Here is a 15,679-nt window from a genome sequence, read left to right as displayed (position 1 = left end):
TTCCGGGGTTTGGACTTGCGCGCGGATGGTATAGTCAGGCCTCAGGAGGGCCCATGGATCAGGACCATTTCGATCTTCGCCGCTGCATCGGCGCGCTGAGCACCAGCTTCTCCAGCCGACTCGGCGCCGGAGCCTCGCAAGAATACCATCGCCGGTTCGGAATCGGCGTCGTCGAATGGCGGGTGCTGTGCCATCTGGCCACCACGCCCTGGGACAATGTGATCGCGATGGCGAATTCCATCGGGCTCGACAAGAGCTCGGTCAGCCGCGCGCTCTCGGGGATGGAGACGCGCGGCCTCGTGGAGATGCGCGACGGGGCGCGGCGCAAGCGCGAGGCGGCGCTGACCGATGCCGGCTGGGCGCTGCACCGCGAGGTGCTGCCGGTGGCGCGGGCGCGGGAAGCGGCGCTGCTCGACGGGTTCTCGCCGGAGGAATTCGAGACCCTGCTCGACTATTTCCACCGGCTGATCGGCAATCTGCCGAAGGTCGAGGAGGATGCGCAGGGCCGCCTCCCTCAGCCTAGCGACGGCAGCGACGCCGCGCGCAGCAGCCGGTCCTCCTGAGCCACGACCAGATGCCCGGAGGCCTTCAGATAGGCCGGGAAATCCGGGTGGCTGTCGCGCGCGGCCCAACGAGCCTCCATATCGGCGAAATCCCGATAGGCCCACAGATGCACGACCTGGTTCAGCGGCCCGACCGTGCTGGTATAGAACCCGATCGGGGCGCCGAGCGTCTCGATCAGCACCGGCATTGCCAGCCGGTCGAAGACCTCCAGGAATTCGCCCATCTTGCGCGGCGCGATGGTGTAGTAGCGCAGGTTGACCAGCGGCCGGTCGGCAGCAGTGAACATCTCTTTCCTCATTCTGCCGCGAGGCGCGCCGCGCGGGATTTGATCCGCCCCGCCATGGAGAGCGCGGCGACATAGCCGAAGGTCATGGCCGGGCCGATGGTGATGCCGGCGCCGGGATAGGCCCCGCCCATGATCGAGGCGGCGTCGTTGCCCGCGGCCCAGAGGCCCGGGATCGGCGCGCCCTGCGCATCCAGCACCCGCGCCTGGGTATCGGTGACGAGGCCCGGGAAGGTACCCAGATCCCCCATCACGATGCGCAGCGCATAGAACGGGCCCTGTTCGACGGGCGCGACATTCGGGTTCGGCCCATGGTTCGCATCGCCCAGGTAGCGGTTGAAGGCCGAGGTGCCGCGGCCGAACTGCCGGTCCTCGCCCTGGCGGGCACCGTCGTTGTAGGTCTTCACCTCATCGGTGAGGGCTGCGGGATCCACGCCGATCTGGCGCGCGAGCTCCTCCAGCGTGCGGCCGCGCTTCAGGTAGCCCGAGCGCAGATGCGGGCCGAGCGGCATCGGGTAGGGTTTCACATAGCCGATGCCGTATTTGCGGATGGTGCGGTGATCGGCGATCAGCCAGGCCTCGGTCTTGCTCTGGCCGCGGCAGGCCGCGATCATCGCCGCGCCGACATCATGATAGGACCAGCTCTCGTTCACGAAGCGCCGCCCCGAGGCGGTGACCATGATGAAGCCGGGCTTGTAGCGGTCCACCAGATGCGGGAAGGCGATCTCGCCGCCGGGGAAGGGGACCTTGGACACCGGCATCCAGGCGGCCGCATTGGGCAGCCCTTCGGACATATGCCCGCCCGCGGTCTCGCCAAGCGCGATGCCGTCGCCGGTGTTGCCTTCGGGGACTGGGGTGAAATGCTCGCTGCCCTGCTGCAGATGCGGATAATGCGCCGCGATCCGCTTGCCGTCGCGCGCGAAGCCGCCCGCCGCCAGCAGCACGCCGCGGCTGGCCTGGATATCGCGGCGCTGGCCGTCGATGGTGGCGATCACGCCGGTGATCCGGCCGTCCTTGCGCACGAGCTCAGCCACCGGCGCATCGGTGACGACCTCTATTCCGAGGTCGAAGGCCGATTTCGCCAGCCGCGCCGCCAGCGCATTGCCCGAGGTCAGCTGCACGCCGCGGCCATAGCGGGCCAGATGCGTGAGATGCACCGCCAGCCGCTTTGCCACATAGGCCGCGGAGACGGGGGATTTGGTGAAGTTGAAGAAATGCTTGAGGTCGTTGTTAGAGGAATTGAACATCATCCCCATGAAGGTGATGGTCTTCAGCGGCTGGCGCAGGCGGCGGAACTCGCGCCCGAGGCGGCGCCCGTCATAGGCGGCCGCGGTGACCGAACGGCCGATCTGTACGCTGCCCTCCTGCTCGGGATGGTAATCCGGATAGAGCGTGCGGACGAATTTGACCTCGGTCTCCTTCTCCATGAAGCGCAGCATCTCGGGGCCATGGTCCAGATAGGCATCGATGAAATCGGCATCGTATTTGTTGCCGGCCTCGGCCTTCATATAGGTGTGGACCGCGGCACGGTCCTCCTTGATGCCCTCGGCCTCGTAATGCGGGTTCCCCTCCGTCGCGGTTCCGGCTTCGGCCGCAGTAAGACGCGGCCACCCCGGTGCCGCCATCCCTTTCCGGCCGGGGGCATGTTTTCGTAGAGCGAGGGAAAAGCCATCGCCGAGACAGGCCGCCCGCGCCCATTGCAAGATGGGGCAGCAAGCAGCCAGACGAGGGGCGCATGGAACAGCACGAAGATCTTGCCGGGGCGCTCGGCCGCGTGACGGGGTGGCAGGGGCGCGATGCGGTCATCGAGCCCGCGATCCCGGTGCTGGCCTCGCCCAGCTGGCGCGGCGTCGATGGCCTGCCGCTCGTGGCGCGCGACAGGGCCAGCGGCGAGACCCTGTTCATCAAGCAGATCCATCCCGACACGGCGTTCTACATAGACATCCCGGCGAGCTTCGATGCGGCGGTGAAGGCGGGCGAAATCGGCGTCGGGCCGCGGGTGCTGCTCGCGGATGCGGCGGCGGGGGTCCTGATCATGGAGGATCTGTCGGCCGAGGCGGGCTGGCGCGTGGCCGGGCTGGAGAAGGGCTACGACCCCGATTTCGTGGCGGCGGTGGTTGCGGCGCGCCGGGCCTATGCCGCGGTGGCCCCGCTTTTGCGCGAGGTGGATGTCTTCGCCGAGATCGAGAGCTTTTACGCCATGGCCCTGGCCGAGAAGGTGACGCTGCCTGCGGAGACCGGATGGATGGTCGATATGGCGCGCTAAGCCGCCTCCGCCATGGCGGGCCATGCCCCCGCGCGCGTGCCGGTGCAGGGGGATGGCAATGTGTCGAACATCCTGTGGCATGCCGATGGCCGCGTGCGGCTGCTGGATTTCGACCGGGCCGGCAATGGCGACCCGCTGGAGGATCTGGCCAGCTTCTTCAACGAGGTATTCGCCTTCGAGCCCGAGGCGCAGCAGGCCTTCGCCCGGCTCTGCCCGGAGGCTGGCGCCACGGATTTCGACCGGATGCGGCTCTATGCCTATGCCGACGATCTGCGGTGGGGGCTGATCGCGGCGATTCAGGGCACGCTGTCGGAGCGACGCGAGAACGAGTTCTACAAATTCGCCAACTGGCGGTTCGTGCGGGCGCGGATGGCCGCCCGCGATCCCCGCTTCGGCGAGCGCACGAGGATGGTCGCATGATCCGCAGGAAGCTGGGCGAGGCCCGTACCCGCTATGAGCAGGATGTGGAGGCCGCGATCCGCCGGGTGCCGCAATGGGTCGGGCGCGAAGTGAGCTATGGCATGCTGGTGGGCGGGCTGAACAACCGCAACTGGCGCATCGAGATCGGCGGCGACCCCCGGCGCTATTTCCTGAAGATCCCGGGCGAAGGCACGGAAATGTTCATCGACCGGGTCGCCGCGAACGAGGCGGCGGTGAATGCGCATGGCCTCGGGATCGGGCCGGAGGTGCTGTTCTTCGATCCGGCGGACGGGCTGGAGGTGCACGAATTCCTGGAAGGATACCGCGCCTGTACCACCACCGATTTCTCCGTGCCGCAGGTGCAGGACGCGGTGCTGGGGCTGTACCGCACGCTGCATGGCGGGCCCAAACTCTCGCTGACGAAAACGATCTTCGACCTGATCGACGAGCATCTGGAGCAGGCGCGGATGCTGAACGCCTGGATGCCGGAGAACCTGGACTGGCTGCTGCTGTACTACGAGCAGGCGCGGGCGGCCTTCACGGCATCGGGCTTCGATCTGGTCAGCTGTTTCAACGACCCGATGCCGGGGAATTTCCTCGTCAGCGACGGCAAGCCGATGAAGCTGATCGACTATGAATTCGCCTCCACCAACGAGCGCTCCTACGAGCTCGGGGTGCTGTTTTGCGAGATGTTTTTCGACGAGCCGAAGACGCTGGAGCTGATCGAGAAATACTACGGCAGCATCCGCTCCGATCTGGTGGCGCGGGTCTATGTCTGCCGCGCGCTCGCGGACATGAAATGGGCAAGCTGGGCCGTGGTGTCGCGCAAGCTGAACGACTGGGATTTCGACCTGCAGAAATACGGGGTCTGGAAATACATGCGCGCGCGGGATCTGTTCCTCGATCCGCGGTGGGACGGCTGGCTGCGCCAGCTCTGAGCCCCGGCACGCTGCCGGAAACGGAAAAGTGGATTGCCGGGAATTCTGGCGCGGGGGCGTTTCGCTAGACTGAGGCTCTGTCGGACCCCTCGCCCCACTCGGGCGGATCTCTCCGGAGCCGGACAAACCAGCGGGCCATGCATGCCCGGGCAACAATAATGACGTATGACAGGGAGATTTCGCATGATTTCAAGGAGAAACATCCTCCAGGGCGGCCTCGTCGGCGCGGCGGCGGCTGCGGTCGGGCGGCTCAATCCCGATTTCCTCTTCACCTCGGCCCATGCCCAGGCCGCGCGCTCGCTGCGCTTTCTGGGCGCCGAGGCGCTGACCGGCAACTGGGATCCGACGACGCATACCAACCTCGGGCAGCTGATCGTGGAGGGCTATGTCTTCGGCTATCTGACCCGCGCGCCGATGACGCCGGAGAAGCCCGAGGAGCTGATCTTCGAGCTGGCCACCTCGATGGAGCCGATCGACGAATACACGCTCGAGGTGAAGCTGCGCGAGGGCGTGAAATTCCACGATGGCACCCCCTTCACCGCCGAGGACGTCAAGGCCACGTATGAATATGGCTGCCAGCCCGACCGCCCGGCGCAGTGGTACCCGGGGCAGGTGAAGGTGGATGTGGTGGATCCGCTGACCTGCCGGATCAACACCAAAGATTATGGCTATCCGGCCTCGCTCTATATCTACCTGTCGTCGTTCCTGCCGGTGATGGCGGCGAAGGATGTGGCGAACAAGGCCCAGCTTTCGGCGCGGATGAACGGCACCGGGCCGATGAAATTCGTCGAACAGAAGGGCGATTCCACCTTCCTCGCCGCGAACCCGGACTATTTCCGCGGCGCGCCGAAGATCCCCGGCGTGGAATACCGCTTCGTCGGCGATACCACGACGCGTACCCTCTCGCTGATGAACGGCGAGGCGGACATGATCGAGCGGCTGGAGGCCGAGCAGGTCGATACCATCGCCAAGGACGACCGCTTCGTGATTCACAAGGCGCTTTCGGTGGAGAACAAATACCTGTTCTTCCGCTGCTCGAAGCCGCCGTTCGACAATCCGCTGGTGCGGCTCGCGGCCTGCCATGCGATCGACCGCGAGGGCATTCTCGATATTCTGGGCGTCTCCGGCGCGCCGAGCAAGGCGCATATCTCGCCGGTGAAATTCGGCTATGCCGAGGTGGCCGATTATCCGGAATTCGACCCGGAGAAATGCCAGGAGCTGCTCGCCCAGGCCGGCTATCCGAACGGCGAGGGCCTGCCGGAGCTGACTTATTACACCTCCGTGGGCTTCTATCCCAAGACCAAGGAATATGCCGAATACATCACCGCGCTGCTGCAGGAGCAGGGCTTCAAGGTCAATCTGCAGACGCTCGAAGTCGCGGCCTGGGGCAACCTGCTCTACGACAAGGAAGGCGGCGGCGAGGGCAACATGATCGACTGCGGCTGGTGCACCGGCTCGCCGGAGCCGGACCTGGTGCTGCGCACGCATTTCCATTCCTCGTCGAAGCGCATCACCGGCATCGTCGATCCGGAGATCGACGCGGTGCTGGACAAGGAGCGCAACGCCGCGACTGTGGATGAGCGCCGCAAGGTCCTGCAGGAGGAGACCCTGCCGACGATCGCGCGCAAGGCCCCGGCCTATTCGCTGTTCACCTCGGTGTTCATCCACGCCTACGCCAAGGGGCTCGACGGGCTCTACATCTTCCCGAACGGGATGCAGGACGTGTCGAAGGCCACGCTGAGCTGACTGCGTCCGGGGGGCAGGCGCCCCCCGGGCACCGGCCCGCCGCGTCCCGCGCCCGGGATCACGACAGGAACCGCTGATGATCTTCCTCGAATTCCTCCTCAAGCGGGTGCTGCAGGGGCTGCTGATCGTGGCCCTCACCTCGCTCATCATCTTCACCCTGCTGCGGGTGGTGCCGGGCGATCCGGTGCGGCTCATCGTGGGCGGCATGGCCCCCGACAACGTGGTGCAGGAAGTGGCCGAGAAGATGGGCCTGCGCGATCCGATCGTCGTGCAATACGGGCGCTACATGTCGCATCTGGTGACGGGAGACATGGGCCAGTCCTACCTCCGCCCCAAAAGCGGCATGGTCGCCGCAGGGGGCGAATATGTGGACCCGACCCGGGCCGACATGGCCGATGTCTGGGGCCTGATCCTCGAGCGGGTGCCGCTCACGCTGCTGCTCGCCGGGACGGCGCTGGTCTTTGCGCTGGCAATCTCTCTGCCCCTTGGCATCGCGGGCGGGCTCTATCCGCGGAGCTGGATGGCGAAGCTCGCCTTCGCGCTGCAGTCGCTGTTCGTCTCGATCCCGAATTTCTGGCTCGCCATCATCCTGATCCTGTTCCTGTCGGTGAAGCTCGGCCTGATCCCGGCGCTCGGCTACAAGGGCTTCGCCTATGTGATCCTGCCCGCGATCGTGCTGGCGGTGGAAATCGCGCCCTTCATCATCCGCACCCTGACCACATCGCTTTCCGCGGTGATGCAGGCCGATTTCATCGATGAGGCGCGCGTGCGTGGCCTGTCGCGGCGGCGCATCGTATTCGGCCATGCGCTGCGCAATTCGGCGGTGCCGCTGGTGAACCTGCTCGGGATCCAGCTCTCCACCCTGATCGGCGGCGTGCTGGTGGTGGAATATATCTTCGATTATCCGGGCCTCGGCCATCTCACCGTGGTCTCCGTCGTCGGGCGGGATTTCCCGGTGATCCAGGGCATCGCCATCTCGATCAGCGCCGTTTTCGTGTTCATCAACATTCTCGTCGATCTGGTGGCCTATATGATCGACCCGCGCGTGGAGCTGTGAGCCGATGACCGATATCACCGCCGCTCTCGCCCCGCCGCCTGCCGCCGCGCAGGGCTCTGTTGCGCGCCGGATCTGGGCCACCGCCTGGCGCAGCCCGGCGTTCCAGGCCGGGTTCTGGATCCTGCTGGTGCTGGTGCTCGCCTCGCTGATCGTGCCGGCGCTCTCGCCGGTGGATGCCACGAAAATGGCGATCAAGGAGAAATTCCTGCCGCCGCTGTTCCTGGGCGAGGGCTGGAGCTGGGCGCATCCGCTGGGCACCGATCAGCTCGGCCGCGACATGCTGATGCGCTGCCTCGTGGGGCTGCGCTATTCGATGATGATCGGCGTGCTGACCGTGGTCATCATGTTCGTCGTCGGCTGCGGGCTCGGGCTTCTGGCCGGGTTCAAGGGCGGCTGGTGGGACGTGATCATCATGCGCATCACCGATGCGCAGCTCTCGATCCCGATGATCATCCTCGCGATCACCATTCTGGGCATCTCGAAGCCCACCGTGCCCACGATCATCCTCGTTCTGGCGCTCTCGGGCTGGCCGCTCTATGCGCGGGTGGCGCGCAGCGCCGCGGTGACGGAGAGCGGCAAGGAATATGTGCGCGGGCTGCGGGTGCTGGGCGCGGGGGACTGGCGCATCCTGCTGCTCTTTGCCGCGCCGAACATCCTGCCGCCGATCGCTTTCGTCGCGGTGCTCGATATTGCGCGGATGATGATCTTCGAGGCGATCCTGGGCTTTCTCGGCCTCGGCATCCAGCCGCCAACGCCGAGCTTCGGCTCGATCATCGCGGATTCGCGCAAATACCTGATCAACGCCTGGTGGATCGGTACGAGCCCGGGCCTGTTCCTCGCGGTGGCGCTCACCGCGATCAACCTGATGGGCGCCGCCTTCGAGACCGCCCGCAACACTATCCACGGGAGCGCACGCTGATGACCCATCCCGTTCTGGAGGTCCGTGACCTGCATGTGGGCCTCGATGGCCGGGCGATCCTCGACGGCGTCTCCTTCCACGTCGCGCGCTCCGAAATCTATGGCATCTATGGCGAGAGCGGCGCGGGCAAGACCATCCTCGGCCGGGCGCTGGCGAACTGGCTGCCGGGATCGCTGCGCCAGACGGGGGGCGAGGTGCTGTTCCAGGGCCGCGATCTGCGCGGGCAGGGGGCGGGGGCGGTGAAGGTCGGGCGCGACATCGCCTATATCGGCGCGAAGCCGCAAAGCGCCCTCGACCCGACGGTGCCCGTTGGCGCGCAGATCGTGGAGAAGCTGCGCGGCCTGCGCCCGGAGCTCTCGGCCGCCGAGGCGCGCGCACGGGTGATGGCGCTTTTGCACGAGGTGCGCATCAACGCGCCCGAGGAGCGGTTCTACGATTACCCGTCGAAATATTCGGGCGGCATGATGCAGCGCGCGATGATCGTCGATGCGCTGTGCACCGATCCGGCGGTGCTGATCGCCGACGACATCATCCGCCCGCTGGACGTGACCGTCGCGGCGCAGATCGTCGGCCTCCTGAAGGAGCTGTGCCTGAAGCGGGAAATGGCGGTGGTGTTCCTGGCCTCATCGCTGCCGGTGCTGCGGCAGGTGTCGCACCGGGCGGCGGTGCTGCAGGGCGGGCGTCTGATCGAGGAGCAGCCGGTGGAGGAGCTTCTGGCCCATCCGCGCACCCGCTACACCGCCGCCGCCATCGCCCAGGTGCCGAAGATCTGGTCCAGCAACGATTTCCCCCCCGACCGCGCCCGCCCCGGGGACCGGCCGCTGATGGAGGTCTACAAGGTCAGCCGCACCTACAAGATCCGCAAGCGCGGCTCCTTCCGCGAGCATGTGGCGGTGCGCGCGGTGCAGGATGTGAGCTTCAACATCATGCCGCGCGAGAACCTCGGGATCGTGGGTGAATCGGGCTGCGGCAAATCCACGCTGACCCGGCTGCTGACCTGGCTGGAGCGGCCCGACAGCGGCGATATCGTGATGAACGGCACGGCGCTTTCCGGGCTCTCGGCCTCGCAGCTGCTGGAGAAGCGGCGCGAGTTCCAGCTCCTGCTGCAAGACCCCTACAATGCGCTGCCGCCGCGGGTGCCGGTGGGCCGGATGATCGAGGAGGGCCTGCGGATCCGCCGTGTGCCGCGCGCGGAGACGGTCGAGCGGGTGAAGGAGGCGATGGCGGCGGTGGGCCTGCCGGTGTCGCTCTATCACGACCTGCCCAATGCCTTGTCCACCGGCGAGCGGCAACGGATCTCCATCGCGCGGGCGCTGGTGCTGGAGCCGAAGCTCCTGATCCTCGACGAGACCCTCTCGGCGCTCGATCAGGGCGAGCAGGCGAAGCTGATCGAGCTCTTCGCCCGGCTGCAGGAGGAAAAGGACCTGACCTATGTGTTCATCTCGCATGATCTCGCGATGGTGCGGAAGGTCTGCAACCGGATCGGCGTGATGTATTTCGGCAAGATGGTGGAGATCGGAGACAACCGCTCGATCTTCTTCGAGCCGCAGCACGATTATACCAAGGCGCTGCTGTCGGCGGCGCCGACGCTGGACGAGAAACCCTTCGATGCGGCGCAGCTGGGCTTCGAGCCGATCCAGTAGCCCTCAGCAGGTGAAGGTGAGCCGCATGGCGGCGCGGTACGTCTCCCCGGGGCGCAGGATCACATCGGGGGCGCCGCCTGCAGGCATGTTCACCGCATTCGGCCAGGGCTGCGGCTCTAGGCAGATCGCGTCGTTCTGCAGGTAGGCGCGGCCCGCCTTGCCCGTCACCCGGCCATCGAGGAAATTGCCGGTATAGACCTGCAGTCCGGCCTGATCCGTCTCCAGCACCATGCGCCGGCCGCTGAGCGCATCATAGAGCTCGGCCTGGCCCGCATCGAGGCACAGGCAATGGTCATAGCCCGAAATCACCCCGCTGCGCACCGCCGTCAGCGGCTGCCGCCCGGTGCGGAAATCAAACGGGGTCGCGGCCACGGGGGCGGGGGGAAGCGGGATCATCGCACCATCCACCGGCAGGTAGCGCGCGGCCGGGACCGTCAGCCGGTACTCCAGCGCAGAGCGCGGCCGCGCGGCCAGCGCGCGCGCGCCTGCCAGCGCGAAGAAGCTGTGATTGGTGAGCGCGACCGGCGTCGCCGCATCGGTGGTGGCGCTGTGGGTGATGCGCAGGGCGGCGCCACCGGCCACGGCATCCAGCTCATAGCGCACCCGCGCCAGCAGCCGCCCCGGGAAGCCCTGATCGCCATCGGGGCTCAGCAGGGTGAGGCTCACGCAGCGGTCGTCGTGGCTCTCGATCTCCCACAGGCGGCGGTCGAAGCCATCGGGCCCGCCATGGAGCATGTTGGCGCCTTCATTCGCCGCCAGCATCACCCGGCGCCCGTCCAGCAGGAACGACGCCCCGGCGATCCGGTTCGCCACCCGTCCGACCGTCGCGCCGAAATAGCTGCGGTGCGCGAGGTAGCCCTGCAGGCTGTCGTGGCCGAGGACGATGTCGTCCACCGTGCCGTCGCGGCCGGGCATCTCCAGCGCCTGCAGGGCGGCGCCGAAGGGAATGATCCGGGCCGTGACCGGCCCCGCGCGGAGCGTGACCCGCGCGACCGGCCGGCCGTCTGGCATCTCTCCGAACGGTTCGATCATTCGTGGAATTCCTCCACCAGCCGGCGTTCGCCGAGCAGGAAGGCATCCGCCACCAGCTGCAGCGGCGAGAGGTCCACCTCCGACGCGCCCTGCGCGATCAGCGCGGCGAAGCGGGCATAGAGGCGGCGATATTCCTCATCGGAGGCGGTGATCGTCTCCGCGCCGTCCACCAGCAGCACCGCGCCGCCCTGCCGCAGCAGGATCTCCGGCCCCTCGGTTTCCACCCGGATGTCCCAGGTCTGCGGGCCGGTCTGGAGCCAGTCGAATTCGGCCTCCACCGGCGCGCCGGAGGCGGTGCGCATGCGCAGCCGTGCGGCGATCGGGGCCTGCTTGTTCGCGGGCACCTCGAGCACCGCCGCGGTCGGGTGCACCGGCTCCGGCAGGATCCGGGTCACCACCGAGAGCGCATTGATGCCCGGATCGAAGACCCCGAGCCCGCCGGGCTGCCAGATCCATTCCTGCCCCGGGTGCCAGTGGCGCACGTCTTCCTTCCAGGTCACGGTGACGCGGCGAATGCTGGCATGGGCCAGCAGGCGGCGCGCCTCCTCCACCGCGGCTGCGGCCCGCGAATGCCAGGTGGCATAGAGCGTGACGCCCCGGTCGCGGGCCATGGCGGCCAGCGTCTGCACCTCGCTCACGCTGGCGCCCGGGGGCTTTTCCAGCATCACATGCCGCCCGGCGCGGATCGCGGCCGCGGCCTGCTCGAACCGGCCCTGCGGCGGGGTGCAGAGCGAGACCGCCTGCATCTCCGGCTCGGCCGCGAGCATGGCCTCGATGTCGTGATAGGCGGGCAGGCCCTCCAGCGCGGCATTGCGGCTGGCAGTGGCGGTGAGCCGCAGCGCCGGCGTATCGGCCAAGGAGGGCAGGTGCTGGTTGCGGGCGATGGTGCCGAGGCCGACGAGCCCGAGGGTGATGGTCATGGGATGTCTCCGCAGAGGTCGAGCCGGAAGGCGGGTTCGGGTTTGCCCTGCACGGTATCTTCGGTGGCGAAGGTCGCGCCCGAAAGCGGCGCCTCCGCCAGCGCTTCGGGCGAGAGGCCCTGGGTGGCGGAGGTGCAGAACAGGGTGGTGTAATCCGCCCCGCCATAGGCCGGGCAGGTGGTGTGCGGCGCGGGGAAGCGGCGGCGCGCGCCGACTTCGCCGGTGGCCGAGACCGCGATGACCGCGCCCTCGCCCCAGAGCGCTATGCGCAGCGCGCCATCCGCGAGCGTCACCGCCCCATCCGGCCAGAAGCCGAGCTTCGCGAAATCCACGAACAGCTCCGGCTCCGCCGCGGGCCAGCCATCGGCATCCAGCGCCACCCGGAACAGAAGCGCGCGGTCGGTATCGGCGTAATAGGCGCAGCTGCGATCCGGGCTGAAGCAGATCGCATTCGGGATGGTGATATTGCCAAAGAGCCGCCGCAGCCCGCCCGCATGGTAGCGATAGATCGCCCCTGCGCCCGGTTCGGCGCCCTTGCCCATCGTGCCGATCCAGAAGCCGCCCCAGGGATCGGCGCGGCCATCATTGGCGCGCGTGGCCGGGTTGTCGGCCTCCAGCGCCGCCAGCCGCCGGGTGAAGGCCCCGCTGTGCAGATCGAAGACCGACAGCCCGGTCTCCGAAGCGATGAGCATCCGCTCGCGGTCGATCCAGGCGGCGGCCGAGCACATCTCGGGCAGGGCAATCTCGCGCGCCGGGCCATCGGCGCCGCGCGACAGCAGCCGCTTGCCGGTGATGTCGAACCAGAACAGCTCCTGCCGCTCCGGATGCCAGAACGCGCCCTCGCCCAGGGCGCAGATGCGCGGGTCGAACGGGGTCATTGCGCCGCCTCCGCCGCGTCATAGGCGGCCACGATGCGGGCTGCACGCAGGGCTACTTCCGCGGGCGCAAGCCCGGGCTGGTAAAGCGCAGTGCCGATGCCGAAGCCATCCGCCCCGGCCGCGCGCCATTGCGCGAAATTCTCGGGCCCGGCGCCGCCCACCGCATAGACCTGCGTGCCCTTCGGCAGCACCGCGCGCAGTGCCTTCAGCCCCTCCGGCCCGGCCATCGCACCCGGGAACAGCTTCAGCCCGCTCGCGCCCGCCTGCAGCGCGGCGAAGGCCTCCGTGGGGGTGAACACCCCCGGCCAGGACTGCATCCCCCCCGCCACCGTCGCGCCGATCACCGCCGCATCGGTATTGGGCGAGACCACCAGCCGCCCGCCCGCAGCCGCCACGCGGCCCACGTCCTCAACCGTCAGCACCGTGCCCGCCCCGATCAGCGCCACATCCCCGAAGGTGCGCGCCATGCGGGCGATGGAATCGAACGGATCGGGCGAATTGAGCGGCACCTCGATCGCGGTGATCCCGGCCGCGATCAGGGCCTCGGCGCAGGGCAGGGCCTCGTCTGGCCGGATCCCGCGCAGGATCGCGATGATGTTGCGTGTCATGAGTGCTCCTCCTGCCGTGCCCGCGCCAGCCCTTCGCAGACCAGCGCCGCGCCGTCCTGTGCCCGGGCCGCGATGCCACGCGCCGCGAGGGCGGTGATGTAACGCTCCGCGAGCGCGCCCGTTCCGATCACCACGCAGTCCTCCGCCACCGGCAGGGCGGAGACTTCGGCCCCGATCAGCAGGCCCGAGAGCCGCGCCCGCGCCGCGACCGGGCCGAGCCCCGCGATCAGGCTTTCCGCCCGCAGCGCGAAGAGCGCGCCGGGCACGCCGCCCGCGAGCCCCTCCGCGAGGCCCCGGGCGAAGGCTGCCGGATCGTCTCCCGCCTCCGCCACCGAATGGCGCAGCACGGACTGGCGCGACAGGAGCGCGAACAGCTCCCCCGTCATCCAGGTGCGAAAGCCGGTGACCTGCCCTGCCGCGATGCGCACATGCTTCGAATGGGTGCCGGGCAGGATCAGGCAGCCGGTGAAACCGGGGCTGCGGGCCAGGAACCCGGCGATCTGGGTCTCCTCGCCGCGCATCACATCGGCGGGCTCCGCCTGCGACAGGCCGGGGACGATCTGGACCGAAATGCGCGGATCGCGGGTGGCCACGCGCAATGTCTGCCCGGGGGCCACGGGGGCGCAGGGCACCGCGCGGTAGGGCGCCTCGGCCCAGCCCTGCCGCGCGCCCACCATCCCGCAGGCGATGACTTGCATCTCCCCCGGCCCGAGCCAGGGCGCGATCAGCCGCAGGAGCGCCGGCTCGAACTGGCCTGCGGCGAGGCTGCCCATACCGTCGGGGGCCTCGGCCTCCGCCAGTACGCGGCCGCCCTGCATCGCATAGGCGCGCAGGTTCGAGGTGCCCCAATCCACCGCGATCCAGTCGGGTGTCACCGCAGATCCTCCGGCAGCAGTTCTGGCGCGAGATTCTGATAGCAGACCGGCCGCAGGAAGCGCCGGATCGCCATCGTGCCCACGGATGTGGCGCCGAAATTGGTGGAGGCCGGGTAGGGGCCGCCATGGACCATGGCATCGGCCACCTCGACCCCGGTCGGGAAGCCATTGGCCAGCACCCGGCCCGCCTTGCGCTCCAGCACCGGCAGGAGCCGCGCGGCCAGTGCCGTATCGCCCGCATCCATGTGCAGCGTGGCGGTCAGCTGGCCCTCGAAGCCCTGCGCGAGCGGGATCATCTCCTCCGGGCTCTCCACCGTGACGAGGATGCCCACCGGGCCGAACACTTCCTCGGAGAGGATATGGTTCGCGGTGAAATCGGCCGCGGAGACGCGGAACAGGTTCGGCTGCGCGCTGCGGTCGTTGCAGCGGCTCAGCTGCACGGCCTCCACGCCCGGTTGCGCCGCGATCCGGTCGGTGCCGCGGCGATAGGCCTCGGCGATGCCCTCGGTGAGCATGACCTGCGGCGCGGTCTGCGCCAGCGCGGCCCTGGCGGCCTCCAGCACCGTATCCGCCTGCGCCGCGGGCGCGATGGCGATGCCGGGGTTGGTGCAGAACTGGCCCGCGCCCATGGCGAGCGACCCGGCCCAGCCCGCGCCGATCTCGGCGCCGCGGGCGGCGAGCGCCTCGGGGAGCAGGAACATCGGGTTGACCGAGCCCAACTCGCCGAAGAACGGGATCGGCACCGGGCGCCCCGCGCAGAGGTCAAACAGCGCGCGCCCGGCCCCGAGCGAGCCGGTGAAGCCCACCGCCTGGATCAGCGGATGGGTCACCAACGCCTCGCCCACCGCGCGCGCGCCGCCCTGCAGCAGCGAAAATACACCCGGATGCAGGGCGCAGCGCGCGATGGCCGCGGCAATGGCCTGGGCCACGATTTCCGACGTGCCGGGATGGGCCTCGTGGCCCTTCACCACCACCGGGCAGCCCGCCGCCAGCGCCGCCGCCGTATCCCCGCCCGCGGTAGAGAAGGCCAGCGGGAAGTTCGAGGCGCCGAAGACCGCGACCGGCCCGATCGGGCGTTCGATCATGCGCAGCTCCGGCCGGGGCAGGGGCTGGCGCTCCGGCAGGGCCGGGTCGATGCGGCGGTCCAGGTAGGTGCCATCGCGGATATGGGCCGCGAACAGGCGCAGCTGGCCGGTGGTGCGGCCGCGCTCGCCATTCAGCCGTGCCTCCGGCAGGCCGGTTTCGGCCATGGCGACGGCGGTGATATCGGCGCCCCGGGCCTCGATCTCCTCGGCGATGGCCTCGAGGAAGGCCGCGCGCTCGGCCCGCGTGCTGCGGCCATAGGACAGGAACGCCTCCTCGGCCGCGCGCCCCGCCCTGTCGGCGAGCTCCGCGGAGCCCGCCTGCACGACATGCCCCGCGCCCGTGACCGGCGTGGAGGTGAAAGTGCCCGGGCCATCGACCCAGTCGCCTGCAATCAGATGCCTGCCCTGCGCGGTGAATGCCATTGTGTGGTCCTTTCTTCTAGGG

The 15,679-nt window shown here is 68.7% G+C and carries 16 protein-coding genes; 8 read left to right on the top strand and 8 right to left on the bottom strand.

What is annotated here, in order from left to right:
- The first annotated feature begins 53 nt into the window (after window positions 1–53).
- The gene (locus ACOMG5_RS02225) at window positions 54–563 is read left to right on the top strand and encodes a MarR family winged helix-turn-helix transcriptional regulator (protein ID WP_420342148.1); all 510 of its coding nucleotides are present in this window, start codon (window positions 54–56) and stop codon (window positions 561–563) included.
- Here the strand turns inward: ACOMG5_RS02225 and ACOMG5_RS02220 are convergent.
- Window positions 515–850, bottom strand: a complete 336-nt coding sequence (locus ACOMG5_RS02220) for an NIPSNAP family protein (RefSeq protein WP_420342147.1) — start codon at window positions 848–850, stop codon at window positions 515–517. The genes ACOMG5_RS02225 and ACOMG5_RS02220 overlap by 49 nt on opposite strands.
- 8 nt (window positions 851–858) lie before the next feature.
- Complete coding sequence (locus tag ACOMG5_RS02215) at window positions 859–2,472, bottom strand: FAD-binding protein (RefSeq protein WP_420342146.1); 1,614 nt, start codon at window positions 2,470–2,472, stop codon at window positions 859–861.
- Between the two features lie 110 nt (window positions 2,473–2,582).
- Between ACOMG5_RS02215 and ACOMG5_RS02210 the strand changes: the two genes are divergently transcribed.
- From ACOMG5_RS02210 to ACOMG5_RS02180, 7 genes are all read left to right on the top strand, one after another.
- Window positions 2,583–3,113 carry a hypothetical protein gene (locus tag ACOMG5_RS02210; protein WP_420342145.1) on the top strand — a complete coding sequence of 177 codons (531 nt, stop codon included), beginning with the start codon at window positions 2,583–2,585 and terminating at the stop codon, window positions 3,111–3,113.
- Window positions 3,114–3,125: 12 nt separating this feature from the next.
- Entirely contained in the window at window positions 3,126–3,533 is a 408-nt protein-coding gene (locus tag ACOMG5_RS02205) for a phosphotransferase family protein (RefSeq protein ID WP_420342144.1), read from the top strand.
- Complete coding sequence (locus ACOMG5_RS02200; RefSeq protein WP_420342143.1) at window positions 3,530–4,471, top strand: phosphotransferase; 942 nt, start codon at window positions 3,530–3,532, stop codon at window positions 4,469–4,471. The genes ACOMG5_RS02205 and ACOMG5_RS02200 overlap by 4 nt, the downstream gene beginning before the upstream one ends.
- A gap of 183 nt (window positions 4,472–4,654) precedes the next feature.
- Window positions 4,655–6,217, top strand: coding sequence for an ABC transporter substrate-binding protein (locus ACOMG5_RS02195; protein ID WP_420342142.1), 1,563 nt, complete (start codon window positions 4,655–4,657; stop codon window positions 6,215–6,217).
- A 76-nt stretch (window positions 6,218–6,293) separates the two neighbouring features.
- A complete protein-coding gene (locus tag ACOMG5_RS02190; RefSeq protein WP_420342141.1) occupies window positions 6,294–7,274 on the top strand; it encodes an ABC transporter permease in 981 nt (326 codons plus the stop codon).
- Between the two features lie 4 nt (window positions 7,275–7,278).
- Window positions 7,279–8,193, top strand: coding sequence for an ABC transporter permease (locus ACOMG5_RS02185; RefSeq protein ID WP_420342140.1), 915 nt, complete (start codon window positions 7,279–7,281; stop codon window positions 8,191–8,193).
- Window positions 8,193–9,836 carry an ABC transporter ATP-binding protein gene (locus ACOMG5_RS02180; RefSeq protein ID WP_420342139.1) on the top strand — a complete coding sequence of 548 codons (1,644 nt, stop codon included), beginning with the start codon at window positions 8,193–8,195 and terminating at the stop codon, window positions 9,834–9,836. Before ACOMG5_RS02185 ends, ACOMG5_RS02180 begins: the two co-directional genes overlap by 1 nt.
- 3 nt (window positions 9,837–9,839) lie before the next feature.
- Here ACOMG5_RS02180 and ACOMG5_RS02175 read toward each other — a convergent pair whose 3' ends face one another.
- The 6 genes from ACOMG5_RS02175 to ACOMG5_RS02150 are packed head-to-tail and all read right to left on the bottom strand — an operon-like array spanning window position 9,840 to window position 15,657.
- Complete coding sequence (locus tag ACOMG5_RS02175) at window positions 9,840–10,868, bottom strand: aldose epimerase family protein (protein ID WP_420342138.1); 1,029 nt, start codon at window positions 10,866–10,868, stop codon at window positions 9,840–9,842.
- Window positions 10,865–11,788 carry a Gfo/Idh/MocA family protein gene (locus ACOMG5_RS02170; protein ID WP_420342137.1) on the bottom strand — a complete coding sequence of 308 codons (924 nt, stop codon included), beginning with the start codon at window positions 11,786–11,788 and terminating at the stop codon, window positions 10,865–10,867. Before ACOMG5_RS02170 ends, ACOMG5_RS02175 begins: the two co-directional genes overlap by 4 nt.
- Window positions 11,785–12,666, bottom strand: a complete 882-nt coding sequence (locus tag ACOMG5_RS02165) for an SMP-30/gluconolactonase/LRE family protein (protein WP_420342136.1) — start codon at window positions 12,664–12,666, stop codon at window positions 11,785–11,787. Before ACOMG5_RS02165 ends, ACOMG5_RS02170 begins: the two co-directional genes overlap by 4 nt.
- Complete coding sequence (locus ACOMG5_RS02160) at window positions 12,663–13,274, bottom strand: 2-dehydro-3-deoxy-6-phosphogalactonate aldolase (RefSeq protein WP_420342135.1); 612 nt, start codon at window positions 13,272–13,274, stop codon at window positions 12,663–12,665. The genes ACOMG5_RS02165 and ACOMG5_RS02160 overlap by 4 nt, the downstream gene beginning before the upstream one ends.
- Entirely contained in the window at window positions 13,271–14,149 is an 879-nt protein-coding gene (locus tag ACOMG5_RS02155) for a 2-dehydro-3-deoxygalactonokinase (protein WP_420342134.1), read from the bottom strand. Before ACOMG5_RS02155 ends, ACOMG5_RS02160 begins: the two co-directional genes overlap by 4 nt.
- Entirely contained in the window at window positions 14,146–15,657 is a 1,512-nt protein-coding gene (locus tag ACOMG5_RS02150) for an aldehyde dehydrogenase (NADP(+)) (RefSeq protein ID WP_420342133.1), read from the bottom strand. The genes ACOMG5_RS02155 and ACOMG5_RS02150 overlap by 4 nt, the downstream gene beginning before the upstream one ends.
- Window positions 15,658–15,679 lie beyond the last annotated feature (22 nt).

The sequence above is a fragment of the Paenirhodobacter sp. genome, assembly GCF_041916475.1.
GTDB lineage: Bacteria > Pseudomonadota > Alphaproteobacteria > Rhodobacterales > Rhodobacteraceae > Rhodobacter.
Note: the sequence above shows the minus strand (reverse complement) of the source record. Positions and strands in the feature narration are given on the sequence as shown.

Coding starts and splice junctions, on each gene's coding strand:
- ACOMG5_RS02195 (WP_420342142.1), top strand. CDS start 4,655: ATGATTTCAAGGAGAAACATCCTCCAGGGCGGCCTCGTCGGCGCGGCG.
- ACOMG5_RS02225 (WP_420342148.1), top strand. CDS start 54: ATGGATCAGGACCATTTCGATCTTCGCCGCTGCATCGGCGCGCTGAGC.
- ACOMG5_RS02215 (WP_420342146.1), bottom strand. CDS start 2,472: ATGGCGGCACCGGGGTGGCCGCGTCTTACTGCGGCCGAAGCCGGAACC.
- ACOMG5_RS02185 (WP_420342140.1), top strand. CDS start 7,279: ATGACCGATATCACCGCCGCTCTCGCCCCGCCGCCTGCCGCCGCGCAG.
- ACOMG5_RS02160 (WP_420342135.1), bottom strand. CDS start 13,274: ATGACACGCAACATCATCGCGATCCTGCGCGGGATCCGGCCAGACGAG.
- ACOMG5_RS02150 (WP_420342133.1), bottom strand. CDS start 15,657: ATGGCATTCACCGCGCAGGGCAGGCATCTGATTGCAGGCGACTGGGTC.
- ACOMG5_RS02170 (WP_420342137.1), bottom strand. CDS start 11,788: ATGACCATCACCCTCGGGCTCGTCGGCCTCGGCACCATCGCCCGCAAC.
- ACOMG5_RS02200 (WP_420342143.1), top strand. CDS start 3,530: ATGATCCGCAGGAAGCTGGGCGAGGCCCGTACCCGCTATGAGCAGGAT.
- ACOMG5_RS02205 (WP_420342144.1), top strand. CDS start 3,126: ATGGCGGGCCATGCCCCCGCGCGCGTGCCGGTGCAGGGGGATGGCAAT.
- ACOMG5_RS02175 (WP_420342138.1), bottom strand. CDS start 10,868: ATGATCGAACCGTTCGGAGAGATGCCAGACGGCCGGCCGGTCGCGCGG.
- ACOMG5_RS02165 (WP_420342136.1), bottom strand. CDS start 12,666: ATGACCCCGTTCGACCCGCGCATCTGCGCCCTGGGCGAGGGCGCGTTC.
- ACOMG5_RS02180 (WP_420342139.1), top strand. CDS start 8,193: ATGACCCATCCCGTTCTGGAGGTCCGTGACCTGCATGTGGGCCTCGAT.
- ACOMG5_RS02190 (WP_420342141.1), top strand. CDS start 6,294: ATGATCTTCCTCGAATTCCTCCTCAAGCGGGTGCTGCAGGGGCTGCTG.
- ACOMG5_RS02210 (WP_420342145.1), top strand. CDS start 2,583: ATGGAACAGCACGAAGATCTTGCCGGGGCGCTCGGCCGCGTGACGGGG.
- ACOMG5_RS02220 (WP_420342147.1), bottom strand. CDS start 850: ATGTTCACTGCTGCCGACCGGCCGCTGGTCAACCTGCGCTACTACACC.